This is a genomic window from Bacteroides parvus (assembly GCF_017309675.2).
GTDB classification, from domain to species: domain Bacteria; phylum Bacteroidota; class Bacteroidia; order Bacteroidales; family Bacteroidaceae; genus Bacteroides; species Bacteroides uniformis.
This window is the reverse complement of sequence record NZ_CP084680.1, coordinates 1,097,922-1,119,076: the sequence shown is the minus strand read 5'-3', so window position 1 is coordinate 1,119,076 and position 21,155 is coordinate 1,097,922. Positions and strand designations below refer to the sequence as shown.

Genomic DNA, 21,155 nt, shown 5'->3' with positions numbered 1-21,155 from the left:
TTATAAAGACTGATTAGCGAACACGGCCAAACGCGCGTACATCTCTACCATGGCGGCTTGTGTCAGCAGCCATTTACGATTGTCGCGGCTCTTGCCGGTGAAATCAGTATTGAAAAGGCCGTTATCTTCACGGGCATGCGTCCAAGCATAGTCCAGACTGCGGGCAAAGGAATCAAGATAAACCTTGTTACCGTCCACCTGATAGAGTTCCATAAAACCACGCAACATAACGGCGGTGAACCACACATCACCCTTCTTCAGCATATGGAACGGTTCTCCCTGTCCGGGGGTGAATTCCATGAAGAAATAATTATGACAAGCAGCAGCAATCGCTTGCGCATCCTTCAGATACTGCCCATTACCGGTAAGCTGATAGAGCAAAGCAGCCGACTGCATCATCTGACCGCTGTTATAGGCAAATTTGGCACGTCCTATCTCACCGTCCAAACGCATGTTGTCGAAGTAAAGGCAGTCTGTTGTGTCCTGCAATGTTGCTTTAGTCCACTCGTACAAACTCTTCCCTTTCTCAAAATAGGAGCTGTCTTGCGTAGCCTTGAAAAGTTTCAGGGCAAAGACGGAACCAGGGGCGTTGGAACAAGTGTTCTTTGATTCCTTCTTCTGTTCGCACCAATAGATACCTCCTCCCAAACAATCGTCCATACCGCTTTCTATAAACTTCCAGATAAGCTTGGCGCTCTGCAGATAGTTCTCTTGGCTAGTCATCAGATAGACGTCTGTGAAGTCAATGCCGAGCCACACGTTGTCATCGTAAAAGCGGTCGGACAACGGAGCGTCCTTGATGTAAGAAGCATACGCTTCGGGCATACGACGAGTATCGAAATATTCAGCAAGTCCCGGAAGCACTTTCTCATCAAGCAACTTCTGATAGTTCCCGAAATCTTTCTTGTTATCTTTAGTGGCCTCCATCAACGCATTCACTGCGGAGAAGGTACCGGAATAAGGCCACAAATAAGAGTAGAGATTGGGACGGTTCTTTTGTTCCTCGGAAGCCAGATAAGTAGCGGTATAGCCTTCCACGTCCGAAGGATAATTCTCACGCAACAGACAAGTGCCCGGTGCGGAATAGTGAGCATATAAGGAATCAAGTGTTTGTGTAGATCTGACCAGCATTGCGTTATCTGCCACAGCCGGTTCTTTCTGTGTCTTGCATCCGGTTACTGCCAAGGCGCATGCCAATAGGCAGAGGAGTGCTTTCTTGGAATTTTTCATCTTTTTTCTACGGCATTAAATTGTTCGACTTGTTTTTCACTCCGTTGCAGGAGTCTTCTTTTATATAATATATAAACCCTATTAAAAACGATTGCAAAAATAGACAGTAAGGTTAAAAGCCAACTATAAATCCGTGACATAACCGTCCACATTCCGGACATGGCAGAATTCTAAAACAAGTTTGTCACAAAACAGACACACCGTTTCCCCCATACTTCGGAAACATCATTTCCCAACAACTGGAAATTCTGAAATACGCAGGGTTGTACAACCGTAGGGTATCAGCGTGATTTCTTGCTCTCCTCCTTCGGCACTGCCACAGAAAGAGAAAGGCTGGGGCCCTGCCATTTCATTATATACTGTCCAAGTAGGGATAAGACGAGCCTTCATCTTTATTTCAACCGGTGCATTTTCCTGATTCCAAGGAAAGTCCAATTGCTGTTTTTGGCTATTGATACTTACTTGGGCCACCTCGTTCATTCTGTTACGGTCAAAATCCACCAATCCGTAGTTCCATGGATCCGAAGAAGTCACCTGATAATAATAAGAACCATACCAACTATCCTTAAACTCTTTCTTTTCCCAATTTTCTTCCATTTTCAGGGCATATACCAACGGACCTCTTTCAATAGATACTGCGTTTTCATACCAAGTGCTAGTAAAGACCTCCATGGGCAGATACAGTTCAATCTTATCATTCCGCTTCCATATACGGTCTACGATAGCTATTTTCCCACCTTTGACAGTTTGCTCCATCTTTCCATTTACCCGTATTTCAGCTTGCTTGCACCACTTCGGAACACGCAGGTGAAATGGAAATTTCACTTGTTTCACCTTATTTCTCACCTCTTTAATGGTAAAAGTTATCTGATGATCCATCGGATAGTAAGTATCTTCACTGATAACCACCGGTACATTATCACCCACATTGGCTGTTACTTCCGACGGAGAATAGACAATGGCTGCAATGCCGTTATCAGGTGTGGCATACCATAGGTGCTGTGTAAATTTTGGCCAACCTTGGTGCATATTCGAAAAACAACATGGGTATCCAGTCAGAGTGCCAAAAGCAAGGTCTGTTCCTTCATGATCCTGGTCGAAGTTGCGACGATGGCGTGTTACCATCACCTGATTCGGTTGCTGGAAATATTGCTTAGTCATAAAGTCATCGGATATTTGGGCTGGTAAAGCATTAAAAGCAATGCGTTCCAAATGGTCGGCAAAGTCTATGTCTCCTGTAATCTCCACCATTTTTTCCAGCGAGTACATCAACTCTACGGCCGAACACAACTCCGAGCCTTGTGTAGGATTGTTTCCATGCAAAGCCTCATCGCCTCCATACATGCCTTGCGGCTGTCCGTGGAACCGGCGAATATCTCGAAAGCCTTCCTTGACAGCATCAATATATTTCCGGTCGGTATCTTGCTGATAATAAATAATCGGTTCTTTGATGCCTTGTGCCAAATTAACACAGTGTATAGTGCAGGGTCTGCGCAAGTCTCCCCTATCTACCATATCTATGAAACTGAAACTCTGCCGGTGCAGCAAATGCCCCAATTCAAGCAAAAAATCCTCCCCCGTAAGATTATAAAGCCAATATACAGCTTGCAAATTGTCACAAGCACGGAATTCTGCCCAACTGCTCCAGTGTCCTAAAGGTTTTTGCGGCAAGGTATTCAGTTGATAACGGAAATATTTTGTCATAAAAGCGACGACTCTCTTATCGTTCGTTGCCGAATAATACTGCTGTAGGATTTTCAGCACGACCATACGCGGCCACCAGTCTTGCGAGTTATCACGTTGCAGTCCAGGCTCTCCCGGATAATCTTTTTCAGGACCGAAGAATCCGTCCTCACGCTGGCTCTGCAAAGCCCATTCTATCCAAGGTTGCACTTTGGCTTTCAAGACATCATCATCCAGTATATACGCCAAAGGAAGTAGACCGTCTATCCAGTATGGACCGCGTTCCCACTGGTCTCCATCACCACCTAACCAACCATTGCGTTTGCCCATAACCGAAGGGTAAAGAACATCCATCTGACCACTGGCGCCATTTTTCTGACGAACCAGCATTTCGTGCAACCAGCCTTTAGGTTTGATACTGCCTAAAGGAAGTTCCATTAAGGGCTTACGGAGTAGAGGATAGCGATTATTCTTGTAGTTTCCTTCTACTACCTGGCTCAAAAGAGCATCCACTTGTTTCTCCGCCTCAGGCGTAAACCACTTTTGAGCAGATATTGTAAAGAGATTAGCAGCTAATAAACATACAACAGCAAATATTTTAATTTTCATTTTTCAAGGTATTTGTTATTTCCAATAAATTTACTTCAATAGAGTTGTTAACTTACTCACATTAAGCACTTACACCTGAGAATCATCAGATCCTTGTGTCTGTGGTGACAGACACAAGGATCTGAAAAATGGGAATATAATAACTGTTTATTCGTATACTTCCATTTCATAAATGCGCACATCTTTACCAGAAGCCGATTGCATGGGCTGTGTCACTAAAAGACGCAGGTAGCGAACACTTTCAGACTTATTTAGCGTGCGATTCAGTACATTCTTACCATTACCAGAAACATAGTCCAGTGTGCGCCATTCACCATTCTTGTCGCTCTTACCTTGCAGAAAGCAGGAGGAAGTGACGTAGGAATGGTTTTCGCCGGCAGCGTTCAGTAACTTCCAGCCATTAATGCTTCTTTCACCGCCCAAATCAAAGTCTACGTAGTGGGGCATTTCAGCAATAGCACACCACTTTGTGTTTTCGTCGCCATCTACCATGAAAGCCGGCTTCTCTTTCTCGTTCACATAGCTTGAATAGCCCATTACCATGTCCTGCTTCAGAATGTTCACTCTCTCTGTGGAGCTTTCCGTCTGATAGCGATTGCACTTGTTTGCCGTACGGAACAGTTCGGAAGCGGGACAAACAGAAGTAGCAGCAACATCAGTCAAAGTGGCGGCAAAAATAACAATATCCTTATTATCGGGCAATACCACCTCAGTAGCCTTTTCTGGCAGGTCTATTGCGAACTTAAACATGTAAGTGAACTCATACGGCTGATCGCCTTCACCGGAATGGCGGTGCGTACCCACATAGGCAACTTCAGCATCTTTCAGATAACCTTCCGTATGTCCGGTGTGCCCCCACTGACCGATGAAGCCAGTATAAGAAGGAACAATGACTTCCTGCACATACTTGCCTACGCGGAATATCCCCTTCACATCTTTATCAGAAGCGGCAGCAGCAAGGATATAGAGTCTGTTATAAGTACAGTCGGCGGGCAGTTTCAGTACATTGCCCTTGCAAGCCATACCATTCAGCTCTTCACGTGTCTCCAATTTGAAAGGCACTCCATGCACATTCATCTCGGCAGGTATCAATTCAGCAGCATAAGAATAACCAGACTCAAAGTTGGCAGCAGCCTTGAACTCGTTCCAACTGAAGCACTTCTTATCATAAACAAGGGGCAATGGTTCGGCCACCGTCTGCACCTTTTTATTGGAAGCAAAACGTACCTTGTAGGTCTTAATGCTGTTTGGATTGACTGACACTTCCAAGCGATTTCCACTGAATGTAGCCTTACCGATGGTCTTTTCCGTACCATCTGCTTCTACAGCAGCCACAAGGTTGTCGGCAAAGACAATCGAGGCTTTCTGCGCCTGCTTGCCTGCGGCTTCATACACGCGTACCACATATTCATCTGAACTTTCGGCTTTCTTTAAGGCTTTAATAAGTACATTCCGGTTATCGGAAAAAGCCAATGAATAGCTCTTACCTAATTCGCCGCGATGCTTTCCAACAACGAACGCCTTGATGCGCTGGTTCAGCAACTCAGCATTCTCGCGGGTTTGAACTACGTCCAAAGCGCCCACATGACCTACCAAGCTGTAAGTAAAGGTATGGTGACCGAAGTCCTGACGATCTTGATAAGCATAGTTCTTTTTTGTCTTCGGAGTGTGCAGCAAAGTGAGACGCAAGGTATTGTTATCAGGCTTGTCCCAGCCATATTTGCTGTCGTTCATGATGGAAACGCCATAAGAGCCGTTAGCGTCCGTCAAATCTGCCCAATATTGAGCGTATACTTCGTAAGCGGTCAAGATGTTGTTTCCTCTCTGCACGCTGCCTACGCCCAAGTCGTAAGTGGCCACCTCATTATTCAAATTGAGGGGAAACTCAGCCTTCAACAGAGCGTTGGTAGACTGCCAGTCCACTTCGTTAGTAAAGTCAATGCGGTGGGCCAATACACCTTCATACAAATGGATGTACTGGCGGAAAAAAGAATCATCGTGACGTTTCTCCACGCAGAGAGTCTTACGTAATGCACCGTTTTCGCAAAGAGTCACTTTCACATCCTCGGTGATGGAAATAGGAGTAGCGTCCACAGTCTCTTTCAATATCTCCCATGCCGGCCATTCGAATGACTTGTTTTCAGTGAAGAGGGCTAAACGAATAGCCTTACCAGCCTTTACCAATTCCTTGTTGTTTCTCTTGTCGAACAGTGAAGTAATGTCACCGTTCTCATTCAATGTCAGTTTGTAGAACGAATTTTCAACACTTGCAGCTTCAACAGCAGACATCTCTTTTCCTTCGCCGGAGAGGCGGACATCGTAAACTGCGTATCCATTGGCGGGTACAGTGGCTTCTACTAACAAGCGGACCTTTCCATCAGTATATGAAACCAACTGAGAAACCACCAACTTGCCTTGTTCGTTATATACAGCTACACTTTTGGGAAAACGGGAAGCCTCCACTTCGATGGTCACCACATCTGCAGCCTTGAAGCCCGAAGCGTTATAGAGCACTACGGGAATCCCCTTGACACGAGTATCAAGCTTGCCTGCCACACTTCCCACAGAATGAGTCAGGATACCGGAGAACTGTTTCAGAGAGAGAAGTTCATCGTTCCAAGAAAATTCATAGGCACGGGGAATGCTGGTACCAGTCAAATCATCGTGGAATTGGTGGAATATGAAGCGCTGCCAAGACTCCGTCAGGCTCTTACCAGGATATTCGGCAACCCCCAAAAGGGCAGCAGCCACAGAAGCACGTTCAGCGGCATCACCCAAAAGTTCATTTTGACGATTATAGAGTTTCATAGCAGCCTGTGAAGTGTAGCAGCCGGTTCCATGAACGTCCATCAGCAATTCACCGTCAAATACGGGGAGCTCGGGATGGCTGCCATAAGGCTGGTAATCCTTGAACAACTGGTCACTGGCTGCACTGATAATCTTCAACGGACCGTCTCCCTTGATACCTTTCTCCACGGAAGCCACAGAAGCGATGGTAGGTGAACCGCCCACATCACCTGTTCCATAGTAGCGGTAAACGGTATTCAGGGGAGTGCATTTGGAGAGTTCCATCAAATATTCATTTTCTGAAAGGTCTTCATTATCCCAACGACGACCGTAATCATATCCGTGAGCCAGCATGACGGACGCTCCATCCACTCCTTTCCACAGTCCGATGGTAAAGGGATGCTTGCTCTTACCGTAGAAAGGATTGTTACGCCAATCCAGCTTCTGTGAAGAGAAACCTATCAGTCCACAATGGGCAGCAACAGTAGGCAATGTCCAACCGAATCCGAAGCAATCGGGAAGGAAGATGTCGGTACTTTCTACCCCCAGCTCCTTACGATAGAACTCCTGCCCCAGCATAATGTTGCGAATAAACGATTCAACAGACGGCACCAAAGTGTCGGTAGCATCCCAACTGGCCCCACTCACATGCCATCGACCTGCCTTTACAAAAGCCTTCATCAGTTCGTATTCACGAGGATAATATTCCTTCATCCAAGCATATTTCACTCCACCTTCAAAATTAAAGATATAGTCGGGGTACTGGTTCAAAAGGAAAAGGTTCTGATTCAAGGTATTCCAAACATAATCCTTAATAGTAGTCTGAATGTCCCAGTTCCACTGCGTGTCCAAGTGGGCATCTGCCACCATGTACGCTTTTGCTTTCTTCGGTGCAACGGTCTGAGCCGATAATTGTCCTCCTGCAACGGCCAACATCACGGCTCCCGCTATCAGATGGGTCTTCCCCATCAGTATTCGTCTCTTTTTCATGGTTTTGTTATTATTGTTTTTTCGTAAAAGATAATGTCAATTCGATATAAACCACCGCATTCTTTGTTATAAATGTGCTGCCTCCTCTAGCCGCAAACCGCTCTTTCACCTTCTCTCTTTAGCCTCCATCCGGCAACAATAGTTTTCTGACATGTGGAATGTTGGTAACAAAAATAGCCCATCCTTCACTCTCATACTGTACAGATTCGCGACATAGATATGTAAAAAGTCGTCTGTGGCATGATTTTATATATTTATGTCATAAATAGCATACATTTCCTACAGAATACAAACTACTTTTGTATATTGTAAAAATCCAAAAGCTAAGAACATGAAAAAACAATTCCTACTCTCGGCAGTTCTCTGCCTCTCACTGACCGCTTTCGGACAGAAAGTACATCAACTGGCCTCACCCAGCGGAAACATCCGCATCTCAGTGGAGCTGACCGATCAAATCCAATATGATGTAACCCAAGGAAATCAAACACTGATGGACAACTGTGTCATTGGTCTGGAAACTGCCAACCACCAGCTGGGCATCCATCCTAAACTAAACAAAGTAGTACGCCAAAATGTAAACGAGGAACTGACTCCCATCGTACCCCTGAAATTCTCTACTATAACCAACCGCTACAACCAATTGCTACTGAAGTTTAAAGGAGGCTATTCAGTAGAGTTCCGTGCCTTTGATGACGGATTCGCCTACCGCTTCCTTACTGACCTGAAAGGCGAGCAAGAAATAATGAATGAAATCCTCCGCCTGAACTTTGTGGATGATTGCCTGCTACATCTTCAGCAACCTGACGGCTTTAAGACTTCCTATGAAGAAGAATATCGCCACCAAACAAGCAGCGAGTGGAAAAACTCCAATCGCATGGCTCTGCTTCCCCTTTTAGCCAGCACACCCAAAGGTGACAAAATCCTCATGAGTGAAACCAATCTGACAGACTATCCCGCCATGTTTCTGAAAAACGATGGACAAGGCGGCATTACCGCCGTCTTCCCCCGTCTGCCTCTTGAATTCGGAGAAGACGGTGACCGCAGTCTCAAGATTCTGAAAGAAGCCAACTGCATAGCCCGTACCGCAGGCAAGCGCAGTTATCCATGGCGTTACTTCGTCATTACCGACGATGACCGCAAACTTATAGAAAACACTCTATCCTATCGCCTCGCTGAAAAGAATGTCATAGAAAACACCTCTTGGATTAAACCAGGACTAGCCAGCTGGGAATGGTGGAACGGAGCCACACCCTACGGCCCCGACGTGGACTTCAAAGCAGGTTGCAACCTTGACACCTACAAATACTTCATCGACTTCGCATCCCACTACGGCGTAGAATATATAGTAATGGACGAAGGCTGGGCCATGAACACCCGCAACCCCTATAAACCCAATCCCTCGGTAGACATACACGAACTCATCCGCTACGGCAAAGAAAAAAACGTAGGCATTGTGTTATGGCTCACTTGGCTTACGGTAGAAAACCACTTTGACCTATTCGAAACTTTCGAAAAGTGGGGTGTGAAAGGCGTAAAGATAGATTTCATGGATCGTAGCGACCAATGGATGGTAAACTTCTATGAACGCGTAGCACATGAAGCCGCCAAACACCATCTCTTCGTTGACTTTCACGGTGCTTTCAAACCTGCCGGATTAGAATACAAATACCCAAACGTACTCTCCTACGAAGGCGTAAGAGGTATGGAGCAAATGGGCGGATGCCGTCCCGACAACAGTGTCTATTTCCCCTTCATACGCAACGCAGTAGGAGCCATGGACTATACTCCCGGCGCCATGCTTAGCATGCAGCCTGAAGTCTACCATTCCGAACGTCCCAATTCTGCCAGCATCGGCACACGTGCCTATCAGATGGCACTCTTTGTTCTTTTTGAAACCGGCCTGCAGATGATGGCAGACAATCCTACCCTCTATTATCGCAACGACGAGTGTACACGTTTCATCACCCAAGTACCCCAAACATGGGACGAAACCATCGCTCTCGAAGCCAAAGCAGGAGAATATGCCATCGTGGCCAAACGCAAAGGAGAACAATGGTATATAGGAGGCATGACCAACAACCGCGAACGTGAACGGGTCTTTAACATCTCCCTTGATTTCCTGCAAGAAGGAAAAAATTATCTCATGACCTCTTTTGAAGACGGCATCAACGCTGACCACCAAGCCATGGACTACCGCAAGCAAGAACAATCCTTGAAGAAAGGCGACCATATCACAGTCCGTTTGGCACGCAACGGTGGATTCGCTGCGGTCATTCGCTAATCATATCCATACCTATCTGCTCCGTACAAATACATTTCTAAGGATACGGAGCAGATACAAAGCAAACTGTAAGCCTACAACTAAAGAAATATATTGCAAATATTGACTGTTTCCACCTTAAAATATATCTTTGCAACTCAAAATCAATACAACAAGCCACATGAAAGACATATGCTGGAAAGGCCATACGATTTTATTGCTTATCAGCCTCTTATGCTGTTTTCCGGATTTTGTGTACGCTTACAGCCTACGGCAATTCTCCAATAAAAACGGTCTTTCCAATAGTGCCATCCAATCCCTTTACCAAGATAGCCAAGGTGTACTATGGATAGGAACATGCGACGGACTGAACGTGTTTGACGGCAACAATATCCACCTATATACGCCCGTTGATGTGTCACGCAACCTATTGTCAGGCAACATTATCAGCCAGATCGTAGAATCAGAGCCAGGCATACTGTGGTTACAAACCAACTACGGGTTAGACAGATTGGATACATACCGACAGACCTGCCGGACCTTTACCGAATTCAAGGACAACATCTTCTTGGCACGAAGCAACAACAAGTGCATGTTAGTGCTGAAAGATGACGGAAATCTGTATCACTACCAACAAGAGAACCAGAAATTTCTCCAGTTAAACATCTCTTCCATGGATTTTAATAAAGTACTGTCCATGACCATTGATTCCAACAACCTGCTTTGGATATTCGCAACTGGAAACAACACTCGTTGCTATCGTCTGAACCACACGGGAAAAAGCGTGACACTGATTCCGGAAAAGCCATTTGGACATCACGGCTTGAAGCATGCCTTCATCGGAGAAGATTCAGCCTACTTCATTGATGAAACCTATGCCCTCTACGAATATAGTTTCAGCAACCGACAGTGTTACTACATTGCCGACCTGAAAGACGAAATAGAAAAACGAGGTGAAGTATCTTCCATCATCAAACGAGAAAATGACTTCTGTATCGGTTTCAAAAGCAGCGGCTTGATAGTACTGAAATATGAAGCAAACCAAAAGATTAAATACCGTATAGAATACACTGAAATACAGTCGGGCATCTTCTGTCTGATGAAAGACAAATTTCAAGATATCGTATGGGTAGCTACCGACGGAGAAGGGTTATACATGCTTTACAATGACACATTCACCATGACCAACACCCTGCTCAACACTCCCGCATATCAGGTGAACAACCCGGTACGCAGCCTTTACCTCGACCCACAGCAAACCTTATGGATAGGAACCAAAGGCAGTGGCATATTGCGTATACCGAATTATCTTGTCAACAATACACCCGAAAAACATGATCGTCTCATCACCGGTAACAGCACATTGACCGACAACTCCGTCTACTGTTTTGCACCCGGTGGAAAAGACCGACTTTGGATAGGTACGGAAAACGGAATCAATTATTATTCCTACTCTACCCACCAATTGAAAGAACTGGCGGTACAAGCCAATGGAACCAAAGTGAAATATGTGCACTCCATTGATCAAACCAATGACAGTACACTTTGGATTTCCACCGTGGGCGAAGGAATCGTAAAGGTGACACTAGAAAATCAGAGAAAAGATCCTATTGTGAAGCATGCTACACGGACTTTGGTGAGTAACGGACATATGGCATCAAACTATTTTTTCACCTCCTACCGTGAAAGCAGCTCTACGCTGTGGTTCGGGAACAGAGGGCTCGGAGCCTACCGCATTGATGTACGTACTGGAGAAATGGCACAGTTCCGCTTCAACAACTTGGTAAACAGCCAAACCGCCAACGATGTGTTCGCCATACACAAAAACGAGCAAGGCTACTGGCTGGGCACTGGATCAGGGCTTCTCCGCTTCTACTCAAACGAAGACGGAAACCCAGACAGCATCAGTGCAAAGCTCTACACCAACAGCACCGTACATGGTATCTTGGAGGACAACCGAGGCAATCTCTGGGTGAGTACCAATCAAGGATTAATGAGACTCAATCCCCAAGAACAGACCAAGCAGACCTACAACAACGGAAACGGACTGGCCGTGACCGAATTTAGTGATGGAGCCTTCTACAAAGACAATGCTACGGGAATCCTTTTCTTTGGAGGTGTAAACGGCTTCGTCACCGTGAAGCCCGATTCTTACATCACCACGGACTATATGCCCGAAATCAGCCTGAAAGGACTTTCCATCTTCGGTAAGGAATACAACCTGCATGACTTTTTACATTACAAAGACGGGAAGCCCGTGCTACAACTGGACTACAAACACAACTTCTTCCAGCTCAACTTCCGGATAACAGACTACATTAACGGAAACGACTATTTCTACTCCTATAAACTAAAGGAAGCAAGCGACCAATGGATAGAAAACGGAGTTTCACCCAATGCCATCTTCTCCAACCTTTCCCCCGGAGAATATACTCTGTTTGTGAAATACCGCAACAACATCAACGGTAAAGAAAGCCATCCGCAAGCCTTCACCATTTACATCGCTCCTCCCTGGTATCTCAGTACCTGGGCCTATGTGGGCTACTTTTTGTTAGGGTTACTATTATGTACAGGCATAGTCGCCTATGCATTCTATACCTACCGCCTGAAGCGGCAGCACATGATGAAGAAAATGGAACGACAGAAAAAAGAGGAAGTCTATGAATCAAAACTACGCTTCTTCACCAACATCACCCACGAGTTTTGCACCCCCCTCACCCTGATTCAGGGACCGTGCGAGAAGATACTCACCCACAAGGAGACAGATATCTACACGCACCGCTACGCCAAGATGATTCAGCAAAATGTGGAAAAGCTGAATGGTCTCATTGTGGAATTGCTGGAGTTCAGAAGACTGGAAACGGAAAACAAAATGCTCTCCATACAGCCGCAACCTGTTTCCGAAAAGTTAAGGGACATCGCCGAATCCTTCGGTGACATGGCGGAAAACAGAGAAATGAACTACTGCCTTGACATAGCCCCCGAACTGACATGGAACACCGACCTGAGCTGCTTCAACAAAATAGCCGGAAACCTCATATCCAACGCTTTCAAGTACACACCCGACAAGGGGAACATCAGCGTAACATTGTACACGAAAAACGAACGTCTTATTTTGAAGATAGCCAATACCGGCAAAGGCATCACACCGGAAAATCTCGGAAAGATATTCGACCGCTATAAGATTCTCGACTCCGTGGAGATGAACGGCAAAAACTCAAGAAACGGACTGGGGTTGGCCATCTGCAAAAACATGGTGACCCTGTTGGAAGGAGACATAAACATCGAAAGCACACCGGGCGAACTGACCACCTTCACTGTAAGCCTTCCCTCGCTCCCCCCAAACGGACAAGAAGTACCGCAAACTGCATACGAAGCGGCTTCTCCAAGCATTCCCACCGAAGAAGTGCAAGAATTGCCCGAAAAATACACCCAAGAATTCGACGCAAACAAGCAGACGGTCATGGTGATAGATGATGACCCTTCCATGCTGTGGTTCGTATCCGAAATATTCACAGAGAAATACAACGTACTCTCTTTCAATAATGCCCAAAAGGCATTAGACAGCCTGGAGCAACGACAGCCAGATCTCATCATCTCAGACGTGATGATGCCCGATATAGATGGGTTATCCTTCACCTTCACCATCAAGCAACACAAGCTGTGGAGCCATATTCCCCTAATCCTGCTCTCAGCACTGCATCACGAAGACGACCAAGTAAAAGGACTGGAATCGGGGGCGGATGCCTATGTCACCAAGCCTTTCAATGTGAAATATTTGGAAAAGATGGTCTATCATCTCATCCGCCGCGAAGAAAACCTGAAGGAATATTATAGTTCGGCACTCAGCACCTTTACCTGGAAAGAAGGAAGCTGCTTGCACAAAGAAGAACAAGAATTCTTAGAGAAAATGACAGAAGTCATTGAAAAGAACTTAGCCAATCCAGACCTGCAAGTAGAACTTTTGAGTAAGGAAATGGGCTACAGCAGCCGGCAGTTCTACCGCAAACTGAAACCACTTACTGACAAATCGCCTGCCGACATCATCAAAGAATACCGCCTCTCCACGGCGGAACGCTTGTTAGTCTCCAGCAACTTCACCATCGAAGAGCTGATGGACCGCACGGGATTCACCAACCGAAGCACTTTCTATAAAGCTTTTTCACAACGTTACGGAATGCCACCCCGTCAATACTGCGAACAGCAAAAGAAGAACGTGAAGGAAGGACAGGAAATCACTAATACTTAATCATCTTATACCATCTGTATTTATGAAAAGAAGCTCTTTTTTGAGTATCGCATTCACCGGGCTGCTTGCTACCGCAACAGCACAAACTCACGAACAACCCGAATGGAATGACCTGAACATTTCGGGAGTGAACAAAGAAACGGCATGCCAAACCGCTATTCCCTTTGCCGACGAAGGACAAGCCCTACGCCTGAGCATCGAGGAATCCCCCTATTATCAAACTCTGAACGGTACATGGAAATTCCATTGGGTGGCCGATCCCGAAAAACGGCCGAAGGATTTCTTCAAGCCCGACTACGACGTAAGTGGCTGGGATAACATCAAAGTGCCCGCCACATGGCAGATAGAGGCTGTACGCCATAATAAGCCCTGGGACAAGCCTTTGTATTGTAATACCATTTACCCTTTCTGTGATTACAGTAAAGGAGTACAATGGCCCAACGTCATCCAACCTCGCCCGGCAGACTATACTTTTGCCAACATGCCCAATCCCGTAGGCAGTTACCGACGTGAATTCACTTTGCCCACATCTTGGAAGGGCAGAGATGTATTTATTCGCTTCAATGGAGTGGAAGCAGGTTTCTATCTTTGGTTGAACGGTAAAAAAGTGGGCTATTCAGAAGACAGCTACTTACCTGCCGAGTTCAATCTGACTCCCTATTTACAAGAAGGAAAAAACACATTGGCAGTTGAAGTGTACCGTTTCACCGATGGAAGTTTTCTTGAATGTCAAGATTTCTGGCGGTTCAGCGGTATCTTCCGCGATGTATTCCTATGGTCAGCACCACGCACGCAAATTAGGGACTTCTTCTTCCGAACCGACTTGGACGGAGATTATCGTAATGCTACAGTTTTTTTGGACGTGGAAATCACCGGTAAGAAAAGTTCTGCCGAACTCATAGTGAAGCTCTCCGACACAGAAGGAAAGGAAGTGCTATCACGCACTATCCACGCCACAAAAATAGGTAGTACCCATCTGGAATTCGATGTGAAGAACCCACTGAAATGGACAGCCGAAACACCCAGCCTCTACAACCTGACCCTGACCCTAAAACAGAAAGGAAAAGTGACAGACCTACGTAGTGTAAAGGTAGGCTTCCGCGAAATAGAGTTTGCCAAAAACGGACAACTGCTGATTAACGGCAAACCCACTCTTTTCAAAGGTGTCAACCGCCACGATCACAGCCCATTGAATGGCCGTACCGTCTCCAAAGAAGAGATGGAAAAGGACGTACAACTAATGAAAGCGCTGAACGTAAATGCTGTCCGTACCTCCCATTACCCCAACAACCCTTACTTTTACGACCTATGCGACCGCTATGGCATCTATGTATTGGCAGAAGCCAATGTAGAGTGCCACGGCGAAATGCGTCTCTCACACGAGCCACAGTGGGAAAAATCATTCACCGAGCGCAACGAGAACCAAGTGAAACGTTTCCGTAACCACGCTTCCATCGTAATGTGGTCCATGGGCAACGAATCGGGAAACGGAAACAACTTCTCCACTGCTGAAAAGGCCATCAAACGTTTGGATACTACCCGCCCCACCCACTACGAGGGAAACAGTTCCTTCTGCGACGTGACCAGTTGCATGTACCCAAGTGTGGACTGGCTGGAAAACGTAGGCCGTGAACGATTGGAGAAAATACAAAAGGGCGAGATCGTGAAACCTCACGTAGTATGCGAGTATGCCCATGCCATGGGAAATTCCATAGGAAACTTCAAGGAATACTGGGAAACCTACGAACGCTATCCGGCACTCATCGGAGGTTTCATTTGGGATTGGGTGGACCAAAGCCTGCGTATGCCCACTCCCGACGGCAAAGGCTTCTACATGGCCGTAGGCGGTGACTTTGGTGACAAGCCCAACGACGGTAACTTCTGTACCAACGGCGTCATCTTCTCCGACCGTACATTATCTGCCAAATCCTATGAAATGAAGAAGATACATCAACCCATCCGCATAGAAGCATTAGGGAATGGCAAATATAGAATCAGCAACAAGCGATTCCATGCCAATATGGAAGACCTCTACGGGAGATACGAAATAACGGAAGATGGAAGGACCGTCTGCTCAGGCAATCTGGAAGATTTGAAGCTGGAAGCACAGGCAAGCAAAGTCATCACCCTGCCAGACATACCCGCAACGAAGGTACCCGGAGCAGAATACTTTATCAATTTCAGTTTCTGCCAAAAAAGAGATACCGAATGGGCAAAAGCCGACTACGAGGTAGCCACCGAACAATTCAAGCTATCAAGCAGCGAGAAACCTATATTCGTACCCGAAAAAGGAAACATCAATCTAAACGAAACTGCCGACGCATTGGTGGTGAAAGGTGAACGTTTTGAAGCTGTCTTCTCCAAGGAAGAAGGAACTTTATCGGCATATACATTGAATAATATCCCCCTGATAAGTAAAGGACTCGAACTGAACCTCTTCCGTGCTCCCACCGACAACGATAAACAGGTAAGTGGCGATTGGCAACGCAAAGGCCTTTACCAGCTGCAAGCGGAAACCGGCAAATGGGAAACCCACCAAGAAGAGGACAGAATAACCCTGCACATCCGGAACTGCCACAAAGGTAAACTCGGTTTTGAGTATCGCACAGAAATAGAATACACCGTAAATGCCGATGGTTCCATCATGGTGAACAGTGTCATCATCCCGGTATCCGACAGCGAAATCATTCCGCGTGTGGGCTATCGAATGGAACTGCCCGAAGGCTTCGAGCGTATGCGTTGGTATGGACGTGGCCCATGGGAAAACTACGTAGACCGCAAGGATGCCACCCCAATAGGCGTATACGAAAGTACAGTATCCGACCAATGGGTGAACTATGTAAAGCCTCAGGAGATGGGTAACCATGAAGAGGTACGCTGGATTTCCATCACCAACGCCGACGGTATGGGCTTCGTTTTCGTGGCAGGCGACCAAATGGCGGCTTCTGCCCTGCATGTCAGAGCACAAGACATGGCAGACCCCGACCATCTGCAAAAACTGATTCACAAATACGACATCCCGATGCGCAAGGAGACAGTTCTTTGTCTTGATGCCCACAATCGTCCTCTGGGCAACGCAAGCTGCGGTCCAGGCCCGATGAAAAAATACGAACTGCAAGCAACTCCCGTAGCATTCAGCTTCATCATGATGCCTTTGGAAAGAAGCTACACGCAAAGTGAGCTTACCAAGAAAGCACGCGTACAGATGCCTGCATGCATGCCCGTAATGGTAGAACGCGATAACAACGGTTACCTGCAAATGAGTACCGGAACTCCGGACGCGACCATCTTCTACAGCCTTAACGGTAACGAATACCGGGAATACACAGCTCCATTCGAGTTCATTGACGGTGGAAAGATACAAACATACGCTGTTTCTGGAAAATTAGGCAAGAGCCTGGTCACTACTATGGAACTACCCATATTCGTAGACCACTCGGCATGGAAGGTGGTCTCCTCCAGCAGCGACAGCCAAGGAGAAGAGGCGCAAAACGCCATCGATGGAGACCCTTCCACGTATTGGCACACCCGTTGGCACGAACCCATTCCAGAGTTTCCACACAGCATTGTGGTAGACATGGCTTCCCTACTGGTAGTGGACAAATTCATCTACACAGCACGACATTCCAATGATAACGGACACGTCAAAGACTACGAGCTAAGCTTCAGCAAAGACGGAAAAAATTGGGAAAGCACCGTCAAAGGTACATTCTCCAATCTGACGTCTGCCCAAACCATAACATTGGAAACACCCGTCACTGCCCGTTACTTCAAATTCGTTCCCTTGTCCGAAATGCACGGCAGGAAATGGGCTTCGGCAGCCGAACTGAATGTGAGCATCCTGAAAAACATCAGCGGAGCATCCCAGAGACAAATAGTGGTCTCCGTAGACAGCGATGCAGACAACAGCATGAAGCTGGCGGCAGACGGTAACATAAACACCTATTGGCACACGGTACACAACCAATTCTACATAGCTCCCTACCCTCATGAGATACATCTTTCCCTATCCAAAGAGGCCACTATAAAGGGTATCCGCTACACTCCGCGACAAGATAGCGAAGAAGGACGGATAGCTTCCTATGAAGTATATGCAAGCAAAGATGGAAAAAATTGGGGGCAGCCCATTATCTATGGCACCTTCCATATAGGTACAGCAACGCAAACTATAGAATTTACTCCTTGCCGGGCACGTTATGTGAAACTATTGGGATTATCGGCCCATGACAAAGGAAAGAAAGCTGCCATAGCAGAATTAGAGATAATCTTGGAAGAATAATTTTAGAGGAAAAACTATTAACCATGGAGTTTCAGGGCTTGTGCAAAAACTTGTACAAGTCCTGAAATTCCACGTTTTCTCCTATAAGTAAAAATCACTTTCCCTTCACTATCCGCTTAATATCATTCAGCTTGTTCAGCGCCTCCAGCGGCGTCAAGTTATTCACATCCAGATTCAGTATCTCATCGCGTATCTGGCACAGCACCGGGTCGTCGAGCTGAAAGAAGCTGAGCTGCATACCACCGCGTGTCTCTCCCACTTCCACCATCGGTTTGCTGGAAATCCCCTGCTGGCGGTTGTCTGTTTCCAGTTGTTTCAGAATGTCATTGGCACGCTTCACGATGCTTTTGGGCATACCCGCCATTTTGGCTACATGAATACCGAAGGAGTGTTCGCTGCCACCGCGCTCCAATTTGCGCAGGAAGATGACTTTGTTATCTATCTCCTTCACCGAAACGTTGTAGTTCTTAATACGCTTGAAGCTTTTCTCCATCTCGTTCAACTCATGGTAGTGCGTGGCAAACAAGGTGCGTGCCTTCGCCTTTGGATGCTCATGGATATGCTCCACAATCGCCCAGGCGATGGAAATACCGTCGTACGTAGAAGTACCGCGTCCCAGCTCGTCGAACAGCACCAGGCTGCGGGGAGAAAGGTTGTTCAAGATATCCGCCGCCTCGTTCATCTCCACCATAAAGGTAGACTCGCCCACGGAAATATTATCGCTGGCACCCACACGGGTGAATATCTTATCCACCAAACCGATATGGGCACTCTCCGCAGGCACGAAACTGCCGATTTGAGCCAGCAGCGTAATCAGCGCCGTCTGCCTCAGCAAAGCGGACTTACCCGCCATGTTGGGACCCGTAATGATGATAATCTGCTGCGTCTGGCTGTCCAGCATCACATCGTTGGCAATATACTTCTCGCCGATGGGGAGCTGCTTCTCAATGACCGGATGCCGTCCCTGATGGATTTCCAGCACGTCGTCGTCGGCAATGACGGGGCGTATATAGTTGTTCTCGCGCGCCGCTGTGGCAAAGGAGAGCAGGCAGTCCAACCGTGCTATCTGGTTCGCATTGATTTGAATGGCAGGAATGAACTCGCTCAAAGATTGTACCAGCTCTGCATAGAGTTGTGTTTCCAGTACCAGTATCTTGTCCTCCGCGCCGAGAATCTTCTCTTCGTACTCCTTCAACTCCTGGGTAATATAGCGCTCGGCATTGGCAAGGGTCTGCTTGCGTATCCACTCTGCCGGCACCTTGTCCTTATGCGTGTTGCGCACCTCGATGTAGTAGCCGAAGACATTGTTGTAGCCTATCTTCAAACTGGGAATCTCTGTCAGTTCGCTCTCTCGCTGCTGTATCTGCAACAGATAATCCTTACCGGAATAGGCAATCTGGCGCAGCTCGTCCAGCTCGGCACTGACACCGGATTTGATGACACCTCCCTTATTAATCAATAACGGCGGGTCATTGTCTATCTCCCGGTCAATGCGGTCGCGGATAAACTGGCAGATATTCAACTGCTCGCCTATATGGTTCAAGCTGGCATTATCGGCATCCATGCAAGCCGCCTTGATGGGTTCTATCGCCTGCAAAGCCACCTTCAGCGCCACCACCTCACGCGGAGAGACACGCCCTACCGCCACTTTGGAGATGATGCGTTCCAAGTCGCCAATCAAATGCAACTGCTCTTCTATCAACTCTTTGAAATCAGGCTGGCGGAAAAAGTATTCCACCACATTCAGCCGCTCGTTAATCGGCTGCACGTCCTTCAACGGGAATACCAGCCAGCGTTTCAGCAGGCGGGCACCCATCGGGCTGATGGTCTTGTCTATCACATTCAGCAGACTGCTGCCACCGTCGTTCATCGACCCCATCAACTCCAGGCTGCGCACCGTGAACTTATCCAGGCGGACATACTTATCCTCCTCGATGCGTGCCAGCGAAGTGACATGCCCTATCTGCGTATGCTGCGTCATGATGAGGTATTGCAGGATGGCTCCCGAAGCGATGATACCGTTCTTGAGATGCTCCACACCGAAGCCTTTCAAGTTCTTCACCTCGAAATGCTTCAGCAGCTTTTCGCGGGCAGATGTCTCGGTAAACACCCAGTCGTCCAACTCGAAGGTGAAGAACTTGCTGCCGAAGTTTCCTTCGAACATCAGCCGCTTGCCACGCTCGAAAAGCACCTCTTTGGGGGCAAAGTTGTTCAGCAGCTTGTCCACATAGTCGAAAGGTCCTTCCGCCGTCAGAAATTCGCCCGTAGATATGTCCAGGAAAGCCACACCGCAGGCACCCTTACCGAAATGCACGGCAGCCAGGAAGTTGTTCTCCCGGTAGTTCAGCACATTGTCGTTGATGGAAACTCCCGGCGTCACCAGCTCCGTGATGCCGCGCTTCACCAGTTTCTTCGTCAGCTTCGGGTCCTCCAACTGGTCGCAGATGGCCACACGCTTGCCGGCACGTATCAGCTTGGGCAGATAGGTGTCGAGCGCATGATGCGGGAAACCCGCCATTTCGATGGTTTTCCCCTTGCCATTGGCACGTTTGGTCAAGGTAATACCGAGGATTTCGGACGCAACGACGGCATCGGTGGAATAGGTTTCATAGAAGTCACCACAACGAAACAGCATGACAGCATCGGGATGCTTTGCCTTCAAGTCGAGGAACTGCTTCATCATCGGGGTAAGGACAATATCTTCGTGCATACAAGTCTTTAATTTTTAATTTCCAAAGCTTTGAGCCAAGAGAGCAGGAAATCGTCAAGTAAGACCCAAAACTTAATGTGACAAAGATAATTCTTTTTTAGAAAACAGCCACGGAGAGGCTTCAAAACCTTAGCAAGCCTTAACAAAGAGACGCATTTTCCTAAAACATGTTATAAAACAGTCTTTTTTATTTGCTTTATTTGGAGATAAGCAAAAAGTTCGTACCTTTGCAATGTGTTTTTCATAGTATTAGATTTAAGGTTAACAAAGGTTGGAGTACAGCGGTACTCCTTTTTTTATGCCCATACCTTTCGTATCTTTCCCCTTTTCCCTTACAAAAGTACATATTCACTCGGCG

The 21,155-nt window shown here is 47.0% G+C and carries 7 protein-coding genes; 3 read left to right on the top strand and 4 right to left on the bottom strand.

The annotated features are described in order from the left end of the window. From JXR92_RS04435 to JXR92_RS04425, 3 genes are all read right to left on the bottom strand, one after another. Positions 1-1,230 carry a glycoside hydrolase family 76 protein gene (locus JXR92_RS04435; RefSeq protein WP_119962009.1) on the bottom strand — a complete coding sequence of 410 codons (1,230 nt, stop codon included), beginning with the start codon at positions 1,228-1,230 and terminating at the stop codon, positions 1-3. Positions 1,231-1,455: 225 nt separating this feature from the next. Beyond that, positions 1,456-3,522, bottom strand: a complete 2,067-nt coding sequence (locus JXR92_RS04430; RefSeq protein ID WP_005824835.1) for a beta-L-arabinofuranosidase domain-containing protein — start codon at positions 3,520-3,522, stop codon at positions 1,456-1,458. A 147-nt stretch (positions 3,523-3,669) separates the two neighbouring features. Beyond that, a complete protein-coding gene (locus tag JXR92_RS04425) occupies positions 3,670-7,299 on the bottom strand; it encodes a glycoside hydrolase family 38 N-terminal domain-containing protein (protein ID WP_138345256.1) in 3,630 nt (1,209 codons plus the stop codon). 331 nt (positions 7,300-7,630) lie between these two features. Here JXR92_RS04425 and JXR92_RS04420 point away from each other — a divergent pair, with 331 nt between their 5' ends. From JXR92_RS04420 to JXR92_RS04410, 3 genes are all read left to right on the top strand, one after another. Then, a complete protein-coding gene (locus JXR92_RS04420; protein WP_098031903.1) occupies positions 7,631-9,580 on the top strand; it encodes a glycoside hydrolase family 97 protein in 1,950 nt (649 codons plus the stop codon). 160 nt (positions 9,581-9,740) lie between these two features. Beyond that, positions 9,741-13,808: a hybrid sensor histidine kinase/response regulator transcription factor gene (locus JXR92_RS04415; RefSeq protein WP_138345258.1), complete on the top strand. Its 4,068-nt coding sequence runs from the start codon at positions 9,741-9,743 to the stop codon at positions 13,806-13,808. A 22-nt stretch (positions 13,809-13,830) separates the two neighbouring features. Then, the gene (locus JXR92_RS04410; protein ID WP_120139008.1) at positions 13,831-18,087 is read left to right on the top strand and encodes a glycoside hydrolase family 2 TIM barrel-domain containing protein; all 4,257 of its coding nucleotides are present in this window, start codon (positions 13,831-13,833) and stop codon (positions 18,085-18,087) included. Between the two features lie 94 nt (positions 18,088-18,181). On the opposite strand, the gene mutS is transcribed toward JXR92_RS04410, so the two are convergent. Then, positions 18,182-20,797, bottom strand: a complete 2,616-nt coding sequence (gene mutS / locus JXR92_RS04405; RefSeq protein WP_119962015.1) for a DNA mismatch repair protein MutS — start codon at positions 20,795-20,797, stop codon at positions 18,182-18,184. Between the last annotated feature and the right edge of the window lie 358 nt (positions 20,798-21,155).

Bases quoted from the DNA above. Each gene is read 5' to 3' on its own strand.
- JXR92_RS04420 (WP_098031903.1), top strand. From the start codon at position 7,631: ATGAAAAAACAATTCCTACTCTCGGCAGTTCTCTGCCTCTCACTGACC.
- JXR92_RS04410 (WP_120139008.1), top strand. From the start codon at position 13,831: ATGAAAAGAAGCTCTTTTTTGAGTATCGCATTCACCGGGCTGCTTGCT.
- JXR92_RS04430 (WP_005824835.1), bottom strand. From the start codon at position 3,522: ATGAAAATTAAAATATTTGCTGTTGTATGTTTATTAGCTGCTAATCTC.
- JXR92_RS04425 (WP_138345256.1), bottom strand. From the start codon at position 7,299: ATGAAAAAGAGACGAATACTGATGGGGAAGACCCATCTGATAGCGGGA.
- JXR92_RS04435 (WP_119962009.1), bottom strand. From the start codon at position 1,230: ATGAAAAATTCCAAGAAAGCACTCCTCTGCCTATTGGCATGCGCCTTG.
- mutS (WP_119962015.1), bottom strand. From the start codon at position 20,797: ATGCACGAAGATATTGTCCTTACCCCGATGATGAAGCAGTTCCTCGAC.
- JXR92_RS04415 (WP_138345258.1), top strand. From the start codon at position 9,741: ATGAAAGACATATGCTGGAAAGGCCATACGATTTTATTGCTTATCAGC.